The sequence below is a fragment of the Bradyrhizobium sp. LTSP857 genome (assembly GCF_000938285.1).
Classification (GTDB): Bacteria; Pseudomonadota; Alphaproteobacteria; order Rhizobiales; family Xanthobacteraceae; genus Bradyrhizobium.
Map to the genome: position 1 here is coordinate 1 of NZ_JYMS01000012.1, position 6,340 is coordinate 6,340.

Sequence of the window (6,340 nt, forward strand, 5' to 3'; positions counted from 1 at the left end):
GCTTCCAGCACATGCACGCCGTCGAGGAACCGTACCGGACTGCGTACCTGACGCACCCAGTACTCCGCGCTGCAAAGCTCGTCCTTGGTCGCCAGACGTCCCGTCACGTTGCTCACGATCGGCAAGCGCGGCGTGCCAAAGGTGACGGACGCCAGCACCTTGCCGAACGCCTCCAGCATCGGCTCCATGCGCTGCGAGTGGAACGCGTGGCTGACCTGCAGGCGGCTGGTCCGGCGGCCCTTGCTCCTGAACTGCTCCGCCAGCGCCAGCACAGCTACTTCATCGCCGGATATCACCGTCGAGCGCGGCCCGTTCAGTCCCGCAATCTCGACACCGTCAGTGAGCAGCGGCAGCACTTCCTCTTCGCTTGCCTCCAGCGCCACCATGGCGCCGCCGGCAGGTTGCGCCTGCATCAGGCGGCCGCGCGCCGCGACCACGCGGCAGGCATCCTTCAGTGACCACACTCCCGAGACATGCGCAGCCGCAAGCTCTCCAATGGAGTGGCCGAGCAGAATGTCAGGCTCGATGCCCCACTGCTCCAGCTGGCGGAACAGTGCCACCTCGACCGCGAACAAAGCAGGCTGCGCATAGGCGGTCTCGTCGAGCTTGGAGGCAGCCTCCGAGCCTTCCTCCGCAAACATCACGCTGCGAAGCGGCAGATCCAGCAGTTCGTCAAAATGACCGCAGACTTCCTCGAATGCCGCACGGAACGCCGCACACGTCTCCAGCAGCGCCCGGCCCATGCCGATCCGCTGCGCGCCCTGGCCCGTAAACAGGAATGCCAGCTTGCCTTGCTCGCCCCTGGCTTCTCCAACCGCCACCGCCGGATGCGGGCGGCCCTGAGCCAGCGCACGCAGTGCGTCCACGGCTTCCGCCGCATCGCGCACTGAGACCGCCGCCCGCGAGGTAAACTGCGTCCGGTGCAACGCCGCCGTCGCAATCACGGAGCTCCAGTCGGCTTCCGGATGCCGCGACAGCCACTCGCCGTACCGACCCGCCTGCGCGCGAAGGGCCGCCTCGTCACGACCGGATACCAATAGCGGGATCAAAGGAGATGGCGATGACGCATCTGCCGCGCTGCTCGCATCAGACCGCGCCGGCGCCTCCTCGATCACGACATGCGCATTCGTCCCGCTCAGTCCAAACGCGCTGACGCCTGCGCGCCGTGGCCGTGCCACATCGCGGGGCCACGCACGCGCCTCCTGCAGCAGCGACAGCCCGCTGCCGTCCCACTCGATCTGGTGGCTCGGATGTTCCGCATGCAGCGTCTTCGGCAGAACCTCGTGCTTGAGCGCAAGCACCATCTTCATCACGCCGAGAACACCGGCCGCCGCCTGGGTGTGACCGAGGTTCGACTTCGACGAGCCCAGCCACAGCGGACGATCCGCGCGCCGCGTCGGCCCGAACACCGCGGCCAAGGCGCCTGCTTCGATGGGATCACCGAGACTGGTCCCGGTCCCGTGTGCCTCGACGACGTCGATCTCGTCGGGGCTCACCCCGCTCGCCGACAGCGCCGCACGGATCACACGCTGCTGGCTCGGACCGTTCGGCGCCGTCAGCCCCTGGCTTCGTCCGTCCTGGTTCACTGCAGAACCCCGGATCAGCGCCAGGATCTCATCGCCATCCCGTTCCGCATCCGACTGCCGCTTCAGCACCAGCACGCCGCAACCTTCACTCCAGCCTGCGCCATTGGCGCCCGCTGAGAACGCCTTGCAGCGGCCGTCGGGCGCCATGCCGTTGTCCGGCCCTAACGCCACCAGAGTCGAGGGCGTCGACATCACGGTCACGCCGCCCGCCAGCGCCAGATCACACTCGCTTTGCCGGAGCGCCGTGCAGGCCAGGTGCAGCGCCGTCAACGATGAAGAGCATGCCGTATCGACCGTCATTGCCGGACCCTCGAGGCCCAGCACGTAGGAGACACGACCCGCCAGCACGCTCGACGTCGTGCCCGTCGCCGTCCACATCGTCATCGCTTCAGGCGAGCGCGTACCATAGTCGCCCGCCATCGCGCCGAGATAGACGCCGGTCCGGCTCTCGCTCAGCCCGTCCGGTTGCAGGCCCGCGCGCTCCAGCGCCTCCCACACCGCTTCCAGGATCAGGCGCTGCTGCGGGTCCATCTCCACCGCCTCCCGCGGCGCGATGCCGAAGAAAGATGCGTCAAACTCCGCAACCGCTTCGATAAAGCCGCCTTGCTGCGTCAGCCCGCCCGTGATCTCCTCCAGGCGCCGCAGCAGATCCCGGCTCCAGCGATCCGGCAGCGGGCCAACGCCGTCGCCACCGCGCTCCAGCAACGACCAGTAGCTCTCGGGACCCGTCAGTCCTCCAGGACCGCGGCAGCTCATCCCTACGATCGCGATCGGCTCGGAGGAGGCGTTCTCCACCGCTTCGAGAGACGACTTCAGATCCCGAATCTTATGAAGACTCTGGCGAAGAGCGTTTTTTAAATCCTGAACTTCTTGATTTATGTGCTGCATGTTTTTCAAAGCAATTCAGACGCAATACTCAGCAAAGAGTCCGTTTCCGCGTCATCGATATGCGCGGACAATTCATCGTCGCTTGCACGCCGAGAAGTATCATTCGGCTGCACCATAAGACGCTCAAGAAGCCCCGATTTACGGAGCGCTTCGATCGAAATGTCTCGTAGCTTCCGGCGGATTTGCTCATCCCCCCAGATCGACGGACCTGACTTGACGTTATCGAGCTCGAGCTTCTCGAGCAGCAGGCGCGACATCGCCCGCGCCGTCGGATAATCGAACGCCAGCGTCGCCGGCAGCTTGGTGCCGACCCGCCCCGACAGGCGGTTGCGCAGCTCGACCGCCATCAGCGAGTCCAGCCCGAGATCCTTCAGCGGTTGATCCGCAGGCACCGACGCGGCTCCGGGCAGCGCCAGCACCGCCGCAATCTCCTCCTGCGCCAGCTCCACCAGCGCCTGCTGCCGCTCGCCTTCGCTGGCCAGCGCCGCCAGCCGCGACCGCAGACTGTTGGTGTCGCCGCTCGATGCGGTTGATGCCCGCCGCAAGCCGCTGCGCACCAGGCCGCGATACAGCGCCGGCACGTCGTCACTGAGCTGGCGCTGCATCGCGCCGACATCCAGATGGATCGGGACCAGCATGGCCTCAGGCTGCGCCTGCGCCGCATCCAGCAGCGCGAGCCCGAGCTGCAGCGACAGCGCCTGCACGCCCTGCCGGCGCATCCGCATCAGCTCGGCCCGGCCCAGATGCGCCGTCATGCCGACGCCGCGCTGCTCCCACAGCCCCCACAGCAGGCTCTGCCCGGCCAGACCACGATGTCGCCGCTCCGCCGCAAGCGCATCCAAAAACACGTTCGCCGCCGCGTAGTTCGCCTGGCCCGGACTGCCAAGGGCTGCCACCGACGAGAACAGCACGAACGCCGCAAGATCCTGATCCGCCGTCAGCTCGTGCAGGTGCCAGGCGCCATCGAGTTTGGGCCGCAGCACCCGCTCCAGCCGCTCGACGTTGAGCGCCGGCACGATGCCGTCGTCCAGCAAAGCTGCCAGATGGAACACGCCCGTCAACGGACGTTCCGGCGCGATCGCGCGCAAGACTTTGCTGACAGCGTCACGATCTCCGACGTCGCAACTCACCAGCTCGACCGTCTGCGCACCCAGCCCTTCGAGCTCCGCCAACAGCTCGCTCGCGCCAGGCGCGGCCATGCCGCGACGCGACGTCAGCAGGAGATGACGCACACCGTGCTCAGTCACAAGGTGCCGCGCGACCTCGCGGCCGAGCTCGCCCGCACCGCCCGTGATCAGCACCGTGCCGCCGGCGGCAAGACGCCGCGGCAATTGCACCACCTGCTTGCCGACATGACGACCCTGCGCCATCTGCCGCAGCGCTGCCGGCATCTGCCTGATGTCGTAGGCAACATAGGGCAACGGTTTTAGCACGCCCTGCGCAAACAAGCCCATGATCTGCTTCAAGAGCGCCGGCATCCGATCCGTCGGCAGCACGAACGCATGGTAGCTCACGCCACGGTATTTTGCGGCGATCGCAGCACCGTCACGCCCATCAGCGATCCCCATCTCCAGGAAGCGGCCGCCCCGCGGCAAAAGCCGCAGCGAGGCATCGACGAACTCGCCCGTCAGCGCATTGAGAACGATATCGACGCCCTCGCCTTTGGTTGCCGATCGGAACTGGGTCTCGAAGCTTAGATCGCGCGAGTTGGCGATATGCCGTCCGTCCAGTCCCATCCGTTCCAGCACCGGCCATTTACCCGGGCTCGCCGTGCCATAGACCTCCGCGCCGAAGTGACGGCACAGCTGCACCGCAGCCATCCCGACGCCGCCGGCCGCCGCGTGCACCAGAACCCGATCACCCGACCTGATATGCCCGAGCTCCTGCAGCGCATACAGCGCCGTCAGATAGGCCAGCGGGATCGTCGCCGCCGCCTCGAACGACATCCCCGCCGGGACCCTTGCAAGCTGTTCGGCCACTGTGACCGCGCGTGTGCCAAAACAGCCGCGCCCACAGCCAAATACGCGATCGCCAACCGCAACCGACGTCACGTCCGCGCCGACCGCCTCCACCACGCCGGCAAACTCGAACCCGATGCCGGGCGAGGCAATCTGCCCCAGCGTGATCAGCACATCGCGGAAGTTCATGCCGGCCGCACGCACGCAGACCCGGACATCATTTGGTGCCAATGGCTCCGACAGCTCCGGTGCTGCCACCAGGCTGACGCCGTCGAGCCGGCCGGGATCGGTGACCACCACGCGGTAATCCGGCGCTGACGCCGGTGCCTGAAGTGTGCCCGCGCCAGTGCGCGCCAGCCTGGGTGCCAGCACCGCACCATGGCGCAGCGCCAGCTCAGGCTCCGACGTCGTCGACGTCAGCTTCGCCAGCAGCGATGCATCTGCAAGCACGACATCGACATCGACAAGCTGCAGCCGCCGATCCGGATGTTCCGCACGTGCGCTCCGCACCAGACCCCACAGCGGCGCCCGCGACAGTCCGCTTGCGCCTTCATCCGGACCCGTCGCCACCGCGCCCCGCGTCAGCCAAATCACCGCCGTCTCGTTCAGCCGCGCTTCGCCAAAAATCCCCTGCAGCTCGGCCAGGCCACGCTCCGCCGTCGCATGCGTCGCCGCAAGCACGGGGCCTGCTGGTTCAGCCGGATCAGACAGATGGTCGAACACGATTTGAGCGGGGATCGCTCCGCCTTCGTCGAGGCGCGTAACAAGGGCCGATACGCTCTCGGCGTGATCAAGCCCCAGAGCTGCGGCCAGCTTGCCGTCGCCTCCGACGATCACCGGCGGGGCAAGCGCTTGAGTTCCGCTCTCACCCAAGGCGACCGCACGCCATTCCAGACGATAAAGATGCTGCGCCTCGCTGCGCGCGGCATCGCGGATCTGCGCTTCGCTCGCCTGCTTCAGCCGCAAGCCCCCGACATGCGCCACCACACGCCCGTGACCATCCGCAAGCTGCAGATGCGCCAGCGCCTCGCCCTCGCCGCTGCGCTCGACCGAGGCCCGGATCCGCAGCTCACGCGCACCCGTCGCTGCCAGCGATACCTCCGACCACTCGAACGGCAGCAGCAGCGGAGCGTCAGCACCGCCGTCGAGATCGGCGCCTGCCACACGATCAAAACTCAGCACATGCAGCGCACTGTCCAGCAGCGCCGGGTGCAAGCCGTACTCGTCCGCCGACGGCCACAGCGCTTCCGCAAGCACCGCCCGCCCAACCACGGCATCACCAACCCGCCAGGCCTCGACCAGACCCTGGAACAGCGGCCCATAGCCGTAGCCCCGCGCCTGCATCCGCGCGTAATGACCGCTCAGGTCGATCGCCTCGCCGCCAACAGGCGGCCAGACTTCAAGCCCGCTCTCTTGCGCGGCTTCCTGCTCCGCAGCCTCGCCCAGCACGCCCTGCGCATGCAGCGTCCACGACCCGCCCTCAGCCGCATCTTCCACTCGGCTATAGATGCTCAGGTCCCGGCCTCCGCCGCCTGCCTCGGCACCATCAACCTGAACCTGCAGCCGGACACCACCCTCCGCCGGCAGCACCAGCGGCGCCAGCAGCGTCAGCTGCGACACTTCAGTCAATCCAACCGCACGCGCCGCCGCAAAGCCCAGCTCCAGCAGCCCGGTCCCCGGCAGCAGCACCGTCCCGAACACCGCATGGTCGCCAAGCCAGCCCGCTTCCGACAACGACAACCGGCCCGTCAACAAAAACCCGTCGCTCTCCGCAAGCGGCGTCGCAGCGCCAAGCAGCGGATGCGACGCATCCGACAGCCCCATCGTCGCGGCGTCCCCACTCGCCTTCTCAGCCTCCAGCCAGTAACGCTGCCGCTGGAACGCATAGGTCGGAAGTGACGCAACAGG

At 67.4% G+C, this 6,340-nt stretch carries 2 protein-coding genes; both read right to left on the bottom strand.

The window, feature by feature from the left end; all coding sequences use genetic code 11:
- A partial coding sequence (locus tag UP06_RS06795; protein ID WP_197087133.1) for a type I polyketide synthase occupies positions 1 to 2,342 on the bottom strand: 2,342 nt, incomplete at its 3' end.
- 137 nt (positions 2,343 to 2,479) lie between these two features.
- The coding region (locus UP06_RS06800; protein WP_045001593.1) for an SDR family NAD(P)-dependent oxidoreductase at positions 2,480 to 6,340 on the bottom strand (3,861 nt) is incomplete at its 5' end.